Source organism: Sphaerisporangium sp. TRM90804 (assembly GCF_029846175.1).
Lineage (GTDB): Bacteria > Actinomycetota > Actinomycetes > Streptosporangiales > Streptosporangiaceae > Sphaerisporangium.
The window spans coordinates 435,102-453,090 of the sequence record NZ_JARWAC010000009.1; the positions used below are offsets into that span (position 1 = coordinate 435,102).

Consider the following 17,989-nt stretch of genomic DNA (forward strand, 5'->3'; position numbering starts at 1 on the left):
CGGTTCAGAAGGGGAAGCGGGTGAGGTCGAAGGCGTTCACCCCGCGCACGCCGTCCCACACCACGAAGTTGCCGTACTCGCGCATGGTCTCGACCGGGACGCCGCCGAGCCCGGCGACGTCGTCCAGGAGCCGCTCGAACCGGAAGATCGCCGTGGGCCCCAGCTTGTTCACCACGCTGAGCATCAGCGGCACGAGGTTGAAGCGGAACAGCGCCGAGCAGGGCAGGACACGGTGGTTGTCGCGCAGCCGGGAGAACACCTCGGCGTGCTCGGGGTGGGCCGCGGAGTAGGCGTCACAGGCCTCCTGGGAGAAGTGGCCCCGGTAGCGGACCGTGTGCGCGTCGCAGTCGAGCCGGTCGTCGCGGAGCGTGAACTCCCCGCTGTTGTAGGTGGCGGCGCCGAGCAGGTCGCCCCAGGGCCGGACGAAGACCTGCTCGAAGTGGACGGCCTTGCGCTCCAGCCGGGCGGCCAGCGGCGCGCTGGGCACGAACGAGCCGCGCGGGCCGCGCATGTCGTAGATCCACGGGGGCGGGGTGAGGGTGTCGGCCTTGGTGAGGACGACGGTGAGCCTGCCCAGCACCTGGGCCCGCGCCCGTGGCCCTGCCTGCGCGAGCAGCCGGTCCAGGCACGCGGCGTCGTAGGCGACCGAGCGGCTGTCGGCGTGGATGGCCCAGATGACGACGTCGCACTCGGCGAGCTTCTCCAGGTAAACGGCCGAGTGCTCCAGGTCCGCGGCGGCGGATTCCCCTATTCCGGGCATATCCCAAAATGTCACTAAATGGTCGGAGTTACCGGGCACAGTGATGGCCCGGGGTTCACGCGTGACCGGTTTCCCGTCCCCCACGGGCAGCCGCGTGCCGAACAGAACGTTGAGCAACGAGGACTTTCCCACCCCCGTCTGGCCCATTACCGCGACGCTCAATGGCTTGCCCGCCTCGGCGTCACGTTCGCGGAGGACGCTCTCCCTCACCTCGCCGAGCTGACGTTCATCCAGCGCATCAACCGAAATTCGGTCGATCCTTGCCACAAGCTCACCTCGCGTCATAGCGTTAATGACGTTTACGGCTGTTTTCTGCCACCGGCTCCATCGTGGCCACCGATCCTTGCGATGACCTTGCGGGAAGGCCGTCGAGTGAGATTCACCCATCGATCTTCGCGGCGGTGAACGTGGCGCGTTTCGACATCAGGCTGCTCGGCGAGGTCACCGTCCTGGCGGACGGGACGCCTCGGAAGCTGCTCCCGCAGACGGCCAAGGCCCTGGCCATGCTGGTCTCGGCACGGAACCCGGTCCCGCAGGGCACCCTGGCCGCGGCCCTCGGCAACGACGGCCCCGTCACGGACGTCGCGCCCCCGCTGTCGCGGCTGCGCAACGCCCTGGCGGGCAGCGAGCTGGACATCCCGCCGGCCAAGTGGTCGCACGCCTACGAGCTGGTGGAGCGGACTCCGGGCTACCTGGCCGAGACGCTGGACGCCGCCCGCTTCGAGGCGCGGCTGCGCGAGGGCCGCGAGCTGTACGAGCGCGGCGACCCGGTCGCCGCCCTGACCCGCCTGCGCGAGGCCGCGGCCGAGTGGCGGGGCGCCCCGTTCGCCTCCCTGGCCGCCGCGTGGGCCCTGCCGTGGGTGTGCGAGGGCTACCGCGCCCGGCTGGAGGAGCAGCGCACCGAGCTGGTCAGGCTGGTCGCCCGCATCGCGCTCCGGCTCGGCCGCTACGAGAAGGCCGCCTTCCTGTCCGAGGGCGTGGTGGGCGACGGCCAGGACGACACCACGGCGGTGTGGCTGCTGCGGTTCCTGACCACCCTGCGCACCGACGGCGGGGCCGCCGCCGGGCGGGCCGTGCGACTACGTGACGCCCGGTTCCCGGGCGACGAGGCGGTGCGCCGGGCCCGCGACCTGCTCGCCCTGCACGAGCACGGCTTCGACGTGGGGGCGCCGCTGGGCGGCCCTGAGGCGTCCGCCGAGCACGACGGCCCCTCGGTGCTGGTGGGCCGGGAGCAGGAGGTGCGGGAGGTCTCCGCGCTGCTGCGGCGGATGGGCGGCGGGAACTCCGCCGCCCTCGCCGTCTGCGGGGTGGGCGGCGTCGGCAAGACCCGCCTGCTGGCCGAGGCCGGACGCCTGGCCGCCCGGGCCGGGATCCCGGCGGTCGCGGTGATGTGCCAGGCCCTGGACGGCCTGCAGCCGTGGCGCGAACTCGCCGGCGTCGTGTGGGCGCACCTGCGGCGCGACCTGTCGGCGCCGCCCGACCCGGTCAGCCCGCACGAGCGCGACGCGCTCGGCAAGCTCATGTCGGCGGGCGTGCTGGACACCCCGGCCGGCCCCGGCCACGAGCGCGACCCGCGCGAGCTGACCTTCCTGCTGGTGAGCCTGCTGCGCCGGGCGTCCGGGCAGGGCCTGCTCGTGGCCTTCGACAACGCCCATCTGCTCAGCCCCTACGCCGCGGAGCTGCTCCAGCACGTCAGGAAGGGCCTTTCGACCGCTCCGGTCGGGTTCCTGCTCGCCACCCGGTCCGAGCCCGCGCGATGGGAGGGCGTGATGAGCGCCCTCCCCGTCGCGCCGCTGAGCGTGGAGGAGGTGGCGCAGTGGCTCGGGCGCGCCTGGGGGCGCGAGCCGACCCCCGAGGAGACCAAGGAGGCCGCCCACGTCACCGACGGCCTGCCGCTGGCGCTGCTCGGCCTGACCGAGCCCGGCGAGACGCGCCCCGTGCCGGCGCGGCCGGTGACCGCCGCCCTCCCGGCCTTCCGGTGGCTCGCCACCGCGGCCATCACCGCTGTGGGCCTCGACATCGACGCCGCGCTGGTCGCGCGGGTGCTCGGGCTGGACTCCGCCGCGGCCGACCGCCTGCAGGCGCAGGCCGCGTCCGGCGACGCCGTGCGGGGGCACGGCGCGGCCCGGTTCGCGCACGACCGCTCACGCGAGGCCGTGCTGGAGGAGCTCGGCGGCCGGCCCGCCCTGGCCAGAGACCTGCACCGCCGCGCCTTCGAGGCACTGTCCGCCCGCACCGGCGCCTCCGGCCGTGCCGATCCCTCCCTGCCGGTCCGCGTCGCCCAGCACGCCGTGGCCGCGGGCGCCGCCCTGCCCGAGGAGCGCGCCGCCGCCGCGTGCCTGGACGCCGCGCGCGCCGAGCAGCGCGGTTTCGACATCGAGAGCGCGATGCGCTGGGCGCACGCCGGCCTGCGGCTGCGCTGCGACCCCGCCACCCGGGTGGGCCTGCTGATCACGCTGGGGGACGCTCTCGGCGACGGTGGCCGGATGGAGGAGGCAGGGCGCCGCTACCTGGCCGCCGGCGAGGCGGCCGAGGGACTGCCGAGGCTCGCCGCCGCCGCGGCGATCCGCCTGGCCCGCCGGTGGTCGGCGCCGGGACAGGTCGACCGGGAGCTGCTGCACCTGCTCGGCGGCGCCCTGGACGGCCTGGGCGCCGACGCCGACGAGGAGGCCGTGATGCTGCGCCTGCAGCTCAAGGCCCACCTGGCCAAGAAGCGGACGATGGCGGTCGCCGACAACGCCGCGACCGGCCCGCCCCCCGGGGTGGAGCTGGCCCGCGCCACGCTGCTGGAGCTGACGGCGACCGGCAACGACCTCGTGCGCTGCGAGGTGCTCACCGAGTGCCGCTGGGCGCTGTTCGACTTCACCGGGCCGGCCGAGCTGCTGGGCATCTCCGAGCGGCTGCTGGAGGCCGGCGTCCGGGCGGGGTCTGCCCACTTCCAGGGCGAGGCGCTCATGGCGCTGGCCGTCGACCAGCTGCGGCTCGGCCGGCTCGCCGACGCGCTCGGCACCGTCGACGCCCACCGCGCCCACGTCGCCCGCAACCCGCGCGGGCTGGGCCCCTGGCTGCAGGGCGCGCTCGACACCCTCATGGACCTGTGGAACGGCGACTTCCAGCGCGCCGAGGAGCGCCTCATGGGCGAGTCGCTGCGCATGGTCGAGGAGCAGGCGGGCGGCGAGGCCGCCCCCGCCGAGACGCTCCGGCAGACGTGGATGGGGCAGTACTTCTGGCTGCTGCACGAGCGCGGCGACCTGGAGACCGTCTTCAGCATGGGGCTCGCCCGCCAGGTCGAGCAGCACGGGTACTTCCCCATCTGGCGGGCCGCCCACGTCCTGGCGCTGGCCGAGACCGGCCGTCACGACGAGGCGGCCGACCGGCTCGCCGCGTTCCTCCACGACACCTCGGGCCTGACCGGGCTGCCGCCCCACGGGTGGACGGTGCCGACGCTGACCGTGCTGGCCGAGGCCTGCGCCGCGATGGCCGCGGGCGGCGTCGACCGCGCCGAGCTGGAGGGCCCCGTGCGCGCGCTGTCCGACCGGCTGGCCGCCTACCCGGGGGAGATCGCGCTGGCCGGGTGGCCCAGCGTGCTGCTGGAGCCGACGGGGCGCCCGCGCGGGCTGCTCGCGCTGGCCGCCGGCGACGCCGCGACCGCGCTGCGCCACTTCGACGAGGCCGTCCGCACGGTGTCCGCCGCTCCGCCGCACATGGCGAGGCTCCAGCTCGACCGCGCCAAGGCCCTGCGGCTGCGCGACCCCGCCGACCCCGAGGGCGAGGCCACCCGCCTGCTGCACCGGTCGCTGCGCATGGCCGACCGCCTGGGCATGCGCCAGGTCGCCGCCGAGGCCAGATCCCTGCTCACCACCGACTGACCCGGCCCTTCCAGGCCACTCCCGGGCCGCCCCGCGCCGGGCACCGGCCGGCCGGGCGCCCCCGGCGCCCGCCTCTTCGGCGGAGCCCGGCCCCCTGCCCGCCGACGCCGCCGCCCCGCGCCCGGCGCCCCGACGGGGGGCCGCTCCGGGGGCGGGGCGGGGTGCCCGGCCTCCTTCGCGGCCGGGCGGGGCGTGGGCTTGGGCGTCACACCGGGACGGTGGTGCCCAGCTCCATGGTGGACGGCAGCTCGGCGCGGCTGGTGATGTTGAGCTTGCGGTAGGTCCGGGTGAGGTGCTGCTCGACGGTGCTCACCGTGATGTAGAGCTTGTCGGCGATCTCCCGGTTGGTGTACCCGGCGGCGGCCAGCACCGCGACCCGGCGCTGCGCGTCGCTCAGGACGGCGGCGTCGTCGGCGTCGGGCGTCGCGGGCGACACCTGGGTCACGCCGACGTCGCTGTCGCGCGAGAGCGCCCGGGTCAGCGGGTCGGCGTGGCACTCCTGCGCCACGGCGCGGGCGCGCCCGGCGATCATCCCGGCGCGGCGGTACTCGCCGAGCGCGTGGAAGGTCTCGTGCAGGTCGTACAGCACGCGGGCCAGCTCGTAGCGGTCGCCGCCCGACTGCAGCAGGTCGCCGGCCTGGCGCAGCAACATCGGCCGGTGCCGCAGGTCGCTCGTGGCGGCCAGCACGCGCATGGCGATGCCGTGCACGCGCGGCGCGCCGGTCGCGCAGCGCCTGATCTGGTCCTCCACCAGCCGCCTGGCCTGGTCGGGCCGCCGCAGGCGCAGGCACGCCTCGGCCACCTCCACGCGCCACTGGATCAGGCCCGGCACGTCCAGGTTCCACATGCCCATCAGCTCGCCGACCCGCTGGAAGTCGCGCAGCGCGAGCTGCGCGTAGCCGGTGGCGAGGCTGTAGCGGCCCCGCGCGTGCAGGTAGTGCAGGCCCCACCGCGTCTGGAACATGGCGTCGGGCACCGGCTGGTCGAGCATGTCGCTGACCGCGTCGTACTTGCCCATCGCCGTGGAGGCCAGCATGAGGCTGGCCATCGGCCCGCCCACCGCGACGCCCCACCCGCTGAGCGGGATGGCGTCCAGCGCGACGCGCGCGTGGTACTCCGCGCCGAGCATGTCGCCCATGCGCAGCGCCGTCTCGGAGCGGATGGCCGAGAGCCTGGCCCGCCTGCTGGGGGCGTGCCGGGAGGAGGCCTCGTCGATGAACAGGTCGCACCAGGGGGCGGCCTTGTCGGAACGGCCGCCGTAGGTGAGCGCCAGCAGGGCGTTCTCCACGGTGTCCATGGACATCTCGTCGAGGCGGGAGCCGCGCAGGATGCGCTCCACCGCCGCGACGAACTCCTGACGCGGGCCGCGGGTCAGCACGGAGGCGAGCGCGATGGCCGACTCCAGGCGGCGGTCGGCCGACACCGACAGGATCGCCCCGCGCGACTGCTCCCCGGTGGTCTGGCGCAGGTGCGACAGGAACGGGGTGTAGGTGCAGCGCAGCCACGGCCGGGCGATCACCAGCTCGGTCACGGTGTCGGGGTCCAGGTCGCGGCCGGTCTCGTTGAGCCGGGTCAGCACGTCCCTGGCGTCGTCGAACCGGCCGTGCCACAGGAAGGCCTTGGCCAGCACGACGGCGTCGCTGCCGCGCAGGTGCCCCCGGCGCATCGCGTCGGTCAGCTCGGAGAAGTGGCCGGTCGGCGTGCTGGGGTTGATCCGCCATTCGGCGCGCATCAGCGCGGTGGTGATCTTCACCCGCTGGCGGTCGTCGCCGCAGATGCGGTAGGCCAGCCGCAGGTACTCCACCGCGGGCTCCACCCTGCCGTCGCGCAGGGCGTGCCGGGCGGCGTCCTCAAGGACGTCCACGACCCACGGCCCCTCGACGCGGTCGGCGTGCACGAGGTGGTCGGCGATCGTGGTGGTCGCGGCCCCGTTGGCGTAGGCCAGCTCGGCGGCGCGGCGGTGCAGCCGGCCGCGCTCCTCGGTGCTCAGCTCGGCCAGGACGGCCGCGCGGGCCGACTCGTGGCGGAAGCGGCCCATGGTGAGCAGCCCGGCGACGTCCAGGGAGTTCAGCTCGCGGGTGACGTACTCCGGCCCGATCTCCAGGAGCTGGTCGAGGGTGTCGGCGTCGCCGAGGACGGCCAGCCCCCACGCCACCTGGAGCATCCGGGGGTCGGCGCGGCGCAGGCAGTCGAGCACCGCCTGCCCGTACCCGTCCCCGGGGACCAGCTCGACCGGAGGCTGTCCGCCGCCCGCCCGCATCGCCGTGCGGTAGTCGTGCACCAGGCCGCCGATGAGCATGGCGTTGCCGCCGCTCAGCGCGTACCACTGGTTGGAGAACCGCTCGGCGGCGTCCTCGCCGAGCCGCTCGGTCACCAGGGCGGTCACGCCCTCGGGCGACAGCGGGGACAGGTGGACGCGGTGGCAGTGCGGGTAACGCAGCAGCTCGGTGGGGAAGGACGACTCGATGTACCGGCCGTGGTCGGAGTGGCTGAACATCGCCGCGATGGGGGCGAAGCGCACCCGCCGCGCCAGGTAGGCCAGGCACAGCAGGGAGGCCCGGTCGGCGTGGTGCACGTCGTCGACGACGATCATCAGCGGGTGGCGCTCGGACAGCTCCAGCAGCACGGTGCACAGGGCGTGCACGATCTGCGCGTCCACCTGCGTGAGGGTGTCGTTGCCGGGGCCGGAGGGCGTCACGGTGCGGGCGCCCTCGTCCAGCAGCGCCATGGCGCGGTCGCGGTCCTCCAGGACCAGCGGGGCGTCCTGGATGAGCTGCCCGAACACCCCGAGGGGGAGGTCGCGCTCGGCCAGCGAGGCGGTGGCGGTGACGGGCAGCGCGCCGAGCTCGACGGCCCGCTCGGCCAGCGAGTGGAGCAGCTCGCTCTTGCCGGTCGCGACCGTGCCGCTCACCAGGGCGACCCTGCCCTTTCCCATCACCGCGCTGCTGAGCAGACCCTCTAAGGATCCCAGGGCCTCATGACGTTCGATTAGGCTCATCACGAGCCTCCCTTGTCCCGACGAAGAATCACATCACGCCGCGGTGGTAGACCGCGGCCGCAGCCGGACGAGGTATCGGGGATCCGGAGAATCCTCCCGCTTACCGGGTCCTCGGCTGTCTGGCCATAGATCGAGGCGCCTTCCGACTTTTGCCTTTTGTCCGTTTCTGGATCATTTGCAAAGTTAGGCAACGGCGCCTTCGACCCCCTATCGCCCCGCTATCACCGCCGGAGCTTGGCCCCAGCACGCCGGGGAGACCGGGGCGCCGGGACACCGGTCCCCTCAGCGGCGGGTACGGGGGCCGGTACGGCGGCGGGGTGTTCGGGCCGCGTGAGGGCGCTCGCGGCCGGGACGGGCCGCGCCTCGCCGTCCCCTGGCCGCTCCGGGGCCTCTCCGGAGGAGGTGGCGGCCAGGCGCGCGCGGGTGACGGCCGAGCGCACGGCCGAGAGCGAGGCCACCCGCACGTCGGCGTCGGTGCCGGCCCCCCAGAACGTCACCCCGTCCACGCGGCACTCCCCGTACACCACGAGCTCCCCCTCGGGCCCGTCGTCCCCCGCGGCCCCCCAGGAGGTGCGGTGGACGGCCCGTACGTCCACCCCCCACTCCCCCAGCGCGGTCCGCACGTCGTTCAGCACGTCCGCCCTCGTGACCCCGGCGTCGAACCGCTCCCCGTCGATGTGCAGGTCGGCCGACACGGTCTTGCCGGCGAAGACGAGCGGCACGGGCAGCATCGGGTACTCGAAGTACTCGCGGTCGAAGAGCCGCCCAACACCCTCAGGCGTGATCTCCCCGCCCTCGGCGTCGGCGTGCGCCTGCACCGCGCGGGCGAAGTCGGCCTGCATGCCGCGCGGCAGGTTCAGCCCGTGCCAGGCGTTCATGACGTAGGCCACGCCGCCCTTGCCCGACTGGCTGTTGATGCGGACGACCGCCTCGTAGGTGCGGCCGACGTCGCGCGGGTCGAGCGGGAGGTAGGGCACCTCCCACGGCAGCTCGCCGGACGGGACGCCGGTCTCGGCGGCCTGGGCCTCCAGCGCGTCGAAGCCCTTCTTGATGGCGTCCTGGTGCGAGCCGGAGAAGGCCGTGTAGACCAGGTCGCCGCCGTAGGGATGGCGCGGGTGCACCGGCATCTCGTTGCAGCGCTCGACGGTCCGGCGCACGTGGGTCAGGTCGGAGAAGTCGATCCCGGGGTCGACGCCCTGGGACAGCAGGTTGAGCCCGAGCGTGACCAGGCAGACGTTGCCGGCGCGCTCCCCGTTGCCGAACAGGCAGCCCTCGACGCGCTGGGCGCCGGCGAGCAGGGCCAGCTCCGACGAGGCGACCCCGGTGCCCCGGTCGTTGTGCGGGTGGATCGACAGGCAGACGTGCTCGCGGCGCGACAGGTTGCGGTCCAGCCATTCGACGCGGTCGGCGAACACGTTCGGCATCGAGCGCTCGACGGTGGTGGGGAAGTTGAGGATGATCTCCCGCCCGGCCTCAGGCTGCCAGACGTCCATGACCGCCTCGCAGACCTCCAGGGAGAAGTCCAGCTCGGTCTCGTTGAAGAGCTCGGGAGAGTACTCGAAGCCGACGTCGCAGCCGACCAGCGTCTTGTCGGCGTACTTCATCAGCAGGCGGGTGCCGTTCACCGCCAGGTCCTTGCACTCGTCGCGGCTCATCCCGAACACGACCCGCCGGAACAGCGGCGAGGTCGCGTTGTACAGGTGCACGGTGGCGCTCCTGGCCCCCTCCAGGCTCTGCACCGTGCGCCGGATCAGCTCGTCGCGCGCCTGCACCAGGACGGAGATGCGCACGTCGTCGGGGATCAGGTCGCCCTCGATGAGACTGCGCACGAAGGTGAAGTCGTCCTGGCTCGCGACCGGGAACCCCACCTCGATCTCCCGGTATCCCATGGCGACGAGCAGCTCGAACATCGCCATCTTGCGCTCGGGGCTCATGGGGCTGGCGAGCGACTGGTTCCCGTCGCGCAGGTCGGTGGACAGCCAGCGCGGGGCGGAGGTGATGGTCCTGCCCGGCCAGCGCCGATCGGCGAGGTCCACGGGCGGGAGCGGCCTGTAGCGGCCCGAGGCTCGCGCCGGCGTCCTCGCGGTATCGAGCAGGCGCCCTTGGCCGGCGCGGTTCACGATCGTCACAGTCGGGTTCCCTTCTTCCCTTGCCGGCCCCGGACGCCACGTGCCGTTCCGGATCGACTGGGGCCGGGACCGGCCGTTGGCAGCGAGAACCGCGGATCACGCGATCCTGAAATGCGTCGAATAGGAATACGGAGAAAGCATTACCTGAATCTGGTAGGTGTTCGTCTCGTCCTGCATTCTGAAGGTCACGATTATCTCGGGATAAGCCGCGCTCAGGCCCAGGCCGACGAAGTAATAGTCGCTGTCGAAGACGATGCGGTAGAGCCCGCGCTCGAACTTCTTGTCCCGCCATTCCTCGATACGGCCTTTGCTGTCCGTCTCCGCGTCCGCGATGTCGTGCCAGCAGCCGTCGCCGTCACGCTCCAGGCGTGCCCGCACTCCGGCGGCCGACCGGCCGTAAACGCTGTCCAGGGCCTGTGCAGTAATACTCATTGGAGGACACCTATCTACCGCGCCCGCTGTGACGGACAGCTCTCCCTCTATCGCGACCCGCACCGATCGCCGACGGCGCCCCGTGCGCGACCACCCGAGCTGACGGACGGCCATTTCCGTACATCCGGTTGGACCGTCCTGACCCGCCGCGCTGGGACCGGGGCGGGGGCCCGGCTTCGCCCTCGGTCCCGGTCTTTCGAGGAGAGTGGCGCAGCCCTCTATCACCCCTCTTTCGTTCCGCTATCGCCGGCTATCGCGGACCGGCCCGGAGGGCGCCCAGCCCCAGCTCAGCCCGCTATCGTCGCTGCCCCGCAGGTGGCGTCGCCACCCCGTGCGCGACCGTGCCGGACCCTGCGGCGGGACGGCCCGCCGATACGGCGGACCAGGCGATGGCGAAGGAAAAGCGAATCGATAGGAATCGAATGGCGGCGGTCCATACGTTGTCCGGTGTCGGCTTGCTTCAGGGGGAGCACGCTCCTTCGCGTCACGATGAAGAGGTCATGAGAATGAACGCTCAGATCCCGATCGCCGCCCCGTTCCACAGCGCGTCCGCCGTTTCCCCCGTCCCGGCCGTCCCGGGAAGCCGTGTCCGCGCCGGCTCCCGGACCCGCGCCGCCTCCGCCGCGGCGGCCGCCTCGGGCAGCAACACCCCCTGGGGCTGACCCTTTTCCCCCTCCGGTCCCGGGTGTTCCGGCCCCGGGACCGCGCCCTCCCGACCGGTGCCGGTCGACATCGCCCCGTGGACGGCAACCTTCCCATATCGGACATTTCTTCAGATATGGTGTCAATTGTGCGCTGACACTCGGTTGCACATGCAAACAGTGCAGGAAGTCAAAAGAGTCTTCACACCGTCTATAGATCCGAAACACGTATAGCTGTACGATTCAGACATAAGTGGACATCGCCATACGTGACCATCTCGCGCCTGTCGGTATTGAGACGCAGGTTGTCACGATCCGGCCAATGGTGGTGTCGTTACGGGGCGGATCTCCTGGAACCACGCACCTGTTACCGCTCGCATCGGAGGGTGAGCACTTCCTGACGGGGGGCCGCGCGCTTGGGCGAGGAGATACGGGTGAAATTCGGGATTCTGGGGCCTCTTGACGTGTCGGCGGGCAGCCACCGCCTCGACCTCGGAGGGATCAGACAGCAGATCGTGCTGGCCGTCCTGTTGCTCGACGCCAACCGGGTGGTCACCATCGGCCGCCTCATGGAAGCCCTCTACGGCGACGACCCGCCCACCACGGCCCGCGCGCAGGTGCAGATCTGCATCTCGTCGCTGCGGCGCCTGTTCGCCACCGCCGGCAGCCCGAACGTGATCGTCACCCAGTCGCTCGGCTACACCCTGCAGGTCCCGGCGGACGACATCGACGTCCAGCGGTTCCAGAACCTCGTCCAGCGGGCCCGGCGGGCCCGGGAGGCGCGCAACGCCAACGAGGCGATCATGCACTACCGCGAGGCGCTGCTGTTGTGGCGGGGGCCCGCGCTCGACGGCATCGAGAGCCGGCTCGTGCAGTCGGCGGCCAACAGGCTCACCGAGAACCGGATCGCCGCGCACGAGGACTGCGTCCAGCTCGAACTCGACATCGGCCGCCACCACGAGCTGGTCGGCGAGCTCACCGAGCTGGTCGAGCAGCATCCGCTCAGGGAGCGCCTGCGCGGCCAGCTCATGACCGCCCTGTACCGCTCGGGGCGCCAGGCGGAGGCGCTGCAGGTCTACCGCAGCGCCCGCCGGGCGATGATCGAGGAGCTCGGCATCGAGCCGAACGAGCGGCTCCAGCGGCTGGAGCACGCGATCCTCACCTCCGACGAGAGCCTGGATCTGCCGGTGGCGCCGCCCCGCAGACCCGAGACGCCGGCCCCCACCCAGGCTCCCGCGCCCAGCGTCCCGAACGTGCCGGGCATGCTGCCCACCGACATCGCCGACTTCACCGGGCGCGCCAAGCAGATCGAGGACATCCGGCAACGGCTGATCGTGGCCACCGAGGACCACTCGCGGTTCGCCGTCCCCATCATCGTGATCGTCGGCAAGCCGGGGGTCGGGAAGTCGACCATCGCGGTGCACGCCTCCCACAGCATCGCCTCCCGCTTCCCCGACGGCCAGCTCTACGCAGCGCTCCATGGCGCCACGTCGCGGCTGATCAGCCCGATGCAGGTGCTCGAACGCTTCCTGCGCGTGCTGGGGGTGCCCGGCACCGCCATCCCCGACGAGCTGGAGGAACGGGCGGAGATGTACCGCTCGCTGCTGGCCGACCGCAGGATGCTCATCGTGCTGGACGACGCCGGCAGCGAGAGCCAGGTGCTCCCGCTGCTGCCCGGCAACCCGGCCTCGGCCGTGGTCATCACCTGCCGGGGCCGGCTGGCCGGGCTGGCGGGCGCCACCCACCTGGACGTGGACACCTTCGACTCCGACCAGTCGGTCGACCTGCTGGCCCGCATCGCCGGGGCCGAGCGCGTGCGCTCGGAGGTCGAGGCGGCCGAGGCGCTGGCCGACCTGTGCGGGCACCTGCCGCTGGCGCTGCGCATCGCCGGCGCGAGGCTGGCCGCGCGGCCGCACTGGAGCATCGAGCAGCTGCTCGGCCGCCTGGAGGACGAGACCCGGCGCCTGGACGAGCTCAAACACGGCGACATGGGGATCAGGGCGAGCATCACCCTCACCTACGAGAGCGTCAGCGAGGACGCCAGGCGGCTGTTCCGGCGGCTGACCATCCTGGAGTCCCCGGTCTTCTCCGCCTGGGTCAGCGCCGCCCTGCTCGACCAGCCCCTGGCCGACGCGCACGACGTGCTCGACGACCTGGCCGACGCCCAGCTCATCGAGACCACCGGCGTCGGGTACGGCATGCACAGCCAGTACCGGTTCCACGACCTGATCCGGGTCTTCGCCAGGGAACGCCTGGCCGCCGAGGAGACCTCCGGGGAGCGCAACGCCGCGCTCGGCCGGGTGCTCGGCGGCCTGCTGTTCCTGGCCGAGGCGGCGCACCGCCGCGAGTACGGCGGAGACTACGTGCAGATCCACGGCCCCGCGCCCCGCTGGCCGCTCCCGGAGAAGCTGGTGGGGCAGCTCGTCGCCTCGCCGCTGCAGTGGTACGAGCGCGAGCGCCCGACGCTGGTGTGCGGCATCAGGCAGGCGGCGCAGGCGGGGATGGTCCAGCTCTGCTGGGACCTGGCGATCAGCGCGGTGACGCTGTTCGAGTCCCGGGTCTACCTGGACGACTGGCGGGAGACCCACGAGATCGCGCTGACGGCCGCCCGGAACGCCGGCGACCTGCGCGGTCAGGCGGCGATGCTGTACTCCCGTGGCTCGCTGTACATCGCGCAGCAGAGGTTCGGCGACGCGCGGGCCGACCTGGAGAAGGCGGTCCAGCTGTTCACCGAGGTCGCCGACGACCAGGGCACGGCCCTGGTGATCCGCAACATCGGGTTCCTCGACCGGGTGGGCGGGCGGTTCGACGACGCCGAGGCCCATTACAAACGGGCCCTGAAAATCTTCAACGACACCGGCGACCAGGTCGCGTCGGCCTACGTTCTGCACAACCTGGCCCAGCTCCGGCTGGAGTCCGGCGACCAGCCCGGGGCCCAGCGCCTGCTCACCGACGCGCTGGAGCTGAGCCGCAGCACCGGCAGCAGGCGGGTCGAGGCGCAGGTGCTGCACCGGATAGGCGAGACCTACCTGCAGTCGGGACAGTCGGCGCTGGCGGTCGAGGTGCTCAACGAGGCACTGGTCGTGGTGCGGAACATCGGCGATCCGACGGGGGAGGCATACGTACTGCACGCGCTCGGCGTCGCCCGGCTCCGGCGAGGGGAGCTGGCCGAGGCCGAGAGCGCGCTGCGCAGGTCGCTGCTGCTGGCCAGCACGGCGAACGAGCAGCTCGTGGAGGCGCGGGTGCAGCTCGCGCTGGGCGAGCTGGCGATGGCGCAGCGGGACACCTCCGACGCGATCCTGCACTACGAGCAGGCGCTGACCCTGTTCGCCCGGATCCAGATGAGCCTGCAGGAGGCGCGGACCCTGATCCTGCTCAGCGACGTCTACCAGGCGGTGGGCGACGAGGAGTCGGCCCGCGACGCGCTGGCCCAGGGACTGGCCCTGACCGAGCGGATGGACCCGGTGGTCGCGTCCCAGATGCGCGCCAACATCACCCGCCTGCTGACCGCCCGGGACTTCCCCACCTGAACCCCGCCCGCCGCCCGCCCCCCGAGGGCGGCCGGGCGTGGCAGGGAAGGCGCGGGAAGGGCGCGCGCGGGCAGCGGGACCGAGGTGTGGCGTGCGGGCGGGCGCGTCGGAGAGCGCGGCACACCAGACGGTGCGCGCGAGCTGCGCGCCGGAGGGGACGGGCGGGTCAGAGGGCCACGGCGGCGACGGCCGCCAGGGTGCGGACCTTGGCCGGGGCGGTGGAGCCGCGGACGACGAGCTCGGGCTCGAAGAGCAGCTCCTCGGCCGTGACCGGCGCGCCCTCGATCTGGCCGACCAGCAGCGTCACCGCCGCGCGGCCGACCGCCTCGATGGGCTGGCGCACCGTGGTGAGCGGCGGGTTGGTGCAGTTCATGAACGCCGAGTCGTCGAAGCCGACCACCGAGACGTCCTGCGGCACGGACATGCCGAGGCGGCGCACCGCGCGGATGGCGCCGAGCGCCAGGGGGTCGCTGGCGCAGATGATGCCGGTGATCCCGTCGCGGACCAGCCGGGTGGCGACCGCCTGGCCGCCCTCAAGGGAGAACAGGCTGCGCTCGACGGCCGTGGGGCCGATCGGCACCCCGGCGCTCCTGGCGGCCGCGGTGAAGGCCTCCAGCTTGCGGCGCGAGGGCATGTGGTCGGCCGGGCCGAGCACCAGGCCGATGCGCTCGTGGCCGAGCGAGGTGAGGTGGCTGAAGGCCTGCTCGACCGCGACGGCGTCGTCGGTCGCCACGCAGGGGCAGCCCAGGGCCTCGCTGGCGGCGTTGACCAGCACGACGGGCAGCCGCAGCTCGCGCAGGCGGTGGTAGTGCTCGTGCGGCGCGTCGGCCTCGGCGTAGTGGCCGCCGGCGAACACCACCCCGGAGACCTGCTGCTCCAGCAGCATCTCGACGTAGTCGGACTCCGACAGACCGCCCGCGGTGCGCGTGCACAGAACCGGCGTGAAGCCGCGCTGGGCGAGGGCGCCGCCGACGACCTCGGCCAGCGCCGGGAAGATCGGATTGCCCAGCTCGGGCAGCACGAGGCCCACCAGCCGGGCACGCTCGCCCCGCAGCTGGGTGGGGCGCTCGTAGCCCAGCACGTCGAGCGCCGTCAGCACGGCCGCGCGGGTGGAATCCGAAACACCCGGTTTGCCGTTCAGCACCCGGCTCACCGTGGCTTCGCTGACGCCAACCTTCTTCGCAACTTCCGCAAGACGCCGTGTCACGCTGCAAGCGTACTGTAAAAAACTACGCAAGCACCTGACAATCTCACGATTCGATATACGGCCCCGCTCAACCGCCTCCGGGCCGGCCCCGGGAGGGCTATGGCGGATCACCACAGCTAGTCTCGCGATGACTTGACGGCGCGCGTCAGATGGACCGTTCCGTCGAACCCGGCCACCTGTGCGGACCCGCCCGACCAGCGCCGGAGGACCCCGCTTAACACGCCGGAAATATTACGCAATCCCGTCGCCTTCTTGCGGGCGGCCTTGCGTAACCGGCCGACCGGCCCCCAAGCACCCCGAATACCGCTGCCGGCCTGGGCGAAGGCGCGCGTGACCCCTCTTCGAAAGGACGCCGGCCCGAGATCGGGACGGCTCAGGAGACGAGACCCTGCGACGGCATGAGCCCCGCTCCCCGGAGACGACGAACCCGGGCGGGACGACGGCGGGTGACCCGAGACACGGCGGGCCCCGGTCACTCCTGGGGGGCCTCCGGCGCGCCGGTCAGGGGGCGCAGGCGGTTGAGGCGCAGGGCGAGCTGGATCTCCAGCGCCCGCTCGGGCGACTGCCATCCCTCGCCCAGCAGGCGGCCCACGCGGTCCAGCCGCTGGGTCACGGTGTTGACGTGGATGTGCAGGCGCTCGGCGGTCTTGGAAAGGCTGGAGCCGGTGCCGAAGTAGGTCTCCAGCGTCTGCACCAGGGCTGTGCCCCGGCGCTGGTCGTAGGTGAGCACGGGCCCGATCGCCGAGCCGAGGAAGCCTCCGACGTCGCGGTCGCGGCCGATCAGCAGGCCGACGAAGCCCAGCTCGGCGGAGCCGGCCCCCTCCCCCGTGCGGCCGAGGGCCAGCAGCGCCTCGGCGCAGCGCCGGGCCTCGCGGTAGGCGTCCGCCACCGCGGCGGGGCCGCGCACCGGGCCGGCCGCGCCGGCGGTGACCGGCGTCCCGAGCGCGCCGCCCAGCTCCCTGGCCACCCGCTGCGCGGCGGCGCCCGGGTCGGTGCCCGGCAGCAGCAGGATCGTCTCCTCGCCGCGCGCCGCCATCAGGCCGTGCCGGGAGGCGGCGTCGGAGGACGCCCAGAACGCCGTGCGCTGGCGGGGGGCCGGCTCGCCCGCCCCGTGCCGGGCGACGACGAGGGTGTGCGGGGCGTCGAGGTCGACGCCGAGCAGCCGGGCCCTGCCGTAGAGGCCGTCCGGGTGCACGACCCTGCCGGTGAGCAGGTCGTCCAGCAGCTCGCCGCGCACCCGGCCCTCGGCGGCCGCGGCGGTGCGCCGGAACAGCAGCAGCAGCGCGGTCACCAGGGCGGCCCGCTCCAGGATGCGCTGGTCGGTGATCACGACCTCGTTCGGGGCGCGCAGCACGAGCGTGCCCAGGATCTCGGTGCCGGAGGCCACCGAGGTCACCCACATGTCGCCGCGCTGGACGCTGCGCCCGATGCCGCGGGAGGCGGCGGCCGCGTCGGCCACCTCGGCCTCGTCCAGGTCGCCGACCGAGCCCACGGCGGCCAGCCGGCGCCCGTCGGCGTCCAGCACGATGAGCGCGCCGCCCAGGATGTCGGTGACGACCGCCGCGACGTCCTCGACGCCCCCGCCCCGGACGACCAGGCCGGTCATGCGGTCGTGGGCCTGCGCGGCGCGTTCCACCGCCGCGCTGCGCGCCTGGATGAGCTGGTTGGCCGCGCTCAGCTCGCCGAGCGCGGTGCGCGTCTCCTCCAGCAGGCGGGCGTTGTCCAGGGCGACGGCGGCGTGCGCGGCCAGCGAGGCGAGCAGCGTCACCTCCTCCTGGGCGAAGGGGCGGGCGCTGCGGTTGGCCGCGAACAGCACGCCGATGATCTGGGCGCCCAGCCGCATCGGCACGCCGAGGATGGCGACCAGCGCCTCCTCCTTGACCGCCATGTCGATGTGGGCGCGGTGCCGGAAGCGCTCGTCGGCGAAGTAGTCGGGGCTGGCGTACGGCGTGCCGGTCTGGGCGACCAGGCCGCCGAGCCCGGCGCCCATGGGCAGCCGCAGGGCGCGGAAGGCGCCCGACACCGAGCCGTCGGTCACCCGCATGTAGGTGTCGCCGTGTTCGGGGTCGTGCAGCGTCATGTAGGAGATGTCGGCGTGCAGCAGCCGGCGGGCGCGGCGCACGATGGCCTCCAGCACCGCGCCGACGTCGCGCAGCCCGGCCAGGTCGCCCGCGGTCTCGAACAGCGCCGACAGCTCGGCCTCCCTGCGGGCCCGGTGTTCGAGCAGGGCCCGCACGCGAAGCGCGGCCAGCTTGGCGCGGTCGAGCTCGGCAAGGATCTCCGGCGCGGCGCCCGCGGCGCGCGCCTCGACCAGGGGGGCCTCGAACTCGACCGGCGGCGCCTCCCTGGCGAGCAGGTCGAGAAAGACGGTGCAGGTCATGGGGTTTATTGTCCCCTTGAACATGGTTCCTCCCCCCGATGGC

The 17,989-nt window shown here is 73.3% G+C and carries 9 protein-coding genes; 3 read left to right on the forward strand and 6 right to left on the reverse strand.

Annotation, left to right across the window (positions count from 1 at the left end; genetic code table 11):
* Window positions 1–4: 4 nt before the first annotated feature.
* Window positions 5–1,147, reverse strand: a complete 1,143-nt coding sequence (locus PYR91_RS12735) for a GTPase (protein ID WP_347943051.1) — start codon at window positions 1,145–1,147, stop codon at window positions 5–7.
* Between the two features lie 14 nt (window positions 1,148–1,161).
* Between PYR91_RS12735 and PYR91_RS12740 the strand changes: the two genes are divergently transcribed.
* Window positions 1,162–4,629 carry an AAA family ATPase gene (locus tag PYR91_RS12740; protein ID WP_279779868.1) on the forward strand — a complete coding sequence of 1,156 codons (3,468 nt, stop codon included), beginning with the start codon at window positions 1,162–1,164 and terminating at the stop codon, window positions 4,627–4,629.
* 205 nt (window positions 4,630–4,834) lie between these two features.
* Here PYR91_RS12740 and PYR91_RS12745 read toward each other — a convergent pair whose 3' ends face one another.
* The 3 genes from PYR91_RS12745 to PYR91_RS12755 all read right to left on the reverse strand — a co-directional run bounded on the left by PYR91_RS12745 (window position 4,835) and on the right by PYR91_RS12755 (window position 10,188).
* Window positions 4,835–7,627: an AAA family ATPase gene (locus PYR91_RS12745; RefSeq protein WP_279779870.1), complete on the reverse strand. Its 2,793-nt coding sequence runs from the start codon at window positions 7,625–7,627 to the stop codon at window positions 4,835–4,837.
* Between the two features lie 221 nt (window positions 7,628–7,848).
* Window positions 7,849–9,723 (reverse strand): 2-isopropylmalate synthase, encoded by a 1,875-nt coding sequence (locus PYR91_RS12750; RefSeq protein ID WP_279779934.1) that lies wholly within the window; start codon window positions 9,721–9,723, stop codon window positions 7,849–7,851.
* A 129-nt stretch (window positions 9,724–9,852) separates the two neighbouring features.
* Window positions 9,853–10,188: a hydroxyisourate hydrolase gene (locus PYR91_RS12755; RefSeq protein WP_279779871.1), complete on the reverse strand. Its 336-nt coding sequence runs from the start codon at window positions 10,186–10,188 to the stop codon at window positions 9,853–9,855.
* A 506-nt stretch (window positions 10,189–10,694) separates the two neighbouring features.
* Here PYR91_RS12755 and PYR91_RS12760 point away from each other — a divergent pair.
* Entirely contained in the window at window positions 10,695–10,850 is a 156-nt protein-coding gene (locus PYR91_RS12760) for a hypothetical protein (RefSeq protein WP_279779873.1), read from the forward strand.
* 413 nt (window positions 10,851–11,263) lie between these two features.
* A complete protein-coding gene (locus PYR91_RS12765) occupies window positions 11,264–14,359 on the forward strand; it encodes a BTAD domain-containing putative transcriptional regulator (RefSeq protein WP_279779875.1) in 3,096 nt (1,031 codons plus the stop codon).
* 166 nt (window positions 14,360–14,525) lie between these two features.
* Here the strand turns inward: PYR91_RS12765 and PYR91_RS12770 are convergent, their stop codons facing one another.
* Both PYR91_RS12770 and PYR91_RS12775 read right to left on the reverse strand, forming a co-directional pair.
* Window positions 14,526–15,566, reverse strand: coding sequence for a LacI family DNA-binding transcriptional regulator (locus PYR91_RS12770; RefSeq protein WP_279779876.1), 1,041 nt, complete (start codon window positions 15,564–15,566; stop codon window positions 14,526–14,528).
* Window positions 15,567–16,038: 472 nt separating this feature from the next.
* Entirely contained in the window at window positions 16,039–17,946 is a 1,908-nt protein-coding gene (locus tag PYR91_RS12775) for a helix-turn-helix domain-containing protein (RefSeq protein ID WP_279779877.1), read from the reverse strand.
* Window positions 17,947–17,989: the final 43 nt, after the last annotated feature.